This window comes from Bradyrhizobium sp. Kon56, assembly GCF_055807635.1.
Genome location: NZ_JBVVOU010000345.1, coordinates 1 through 292 on the forward strand (window position 1 = coordinate 1; position 292 = coordinate 292).

1 protein-coding gene is annotated in these 292 nt (G+C 41.1%); it reads right to left on the bottom strand.

Features of this window, described 5'->3' with window-relative positions; all coding sequences use genetic code 11:
* The coding region (locus tag AC0L3B_RS39255; RefSeq protein ID WP_473383136.1) for a polysaccharide biosynthesis protein at nucleotides 1–292 on the bottom strand (292 nt) is incomplete at both ends.

Sequence of the window (292 nt, forward strand, 5' to 3'; positions counted from 1 at the left end):
CCGCTTCCATAGGATGAAATTCACAAGAAGGGACTTGCTTAAGCGCTGCCGCGTGATAGATAAAGTCAACACCGCGACTAGCATTCAAAACACTTTGAAAGTCGCGAACATCGCCAATATAAAACTTCAGCTTAGCGCTATTATAACGCTTACGCATATCATCTTGCTTTTTCTCATCGCGGCTGAAAACACGGATTTCTTTCAAATCAGAGTCTAGAAATCGCTTTAATACGGCGTTTCCGAAAGAACCAGTACCACCAGTAATCATCAAAGTGGCATTTTTAAAAACATT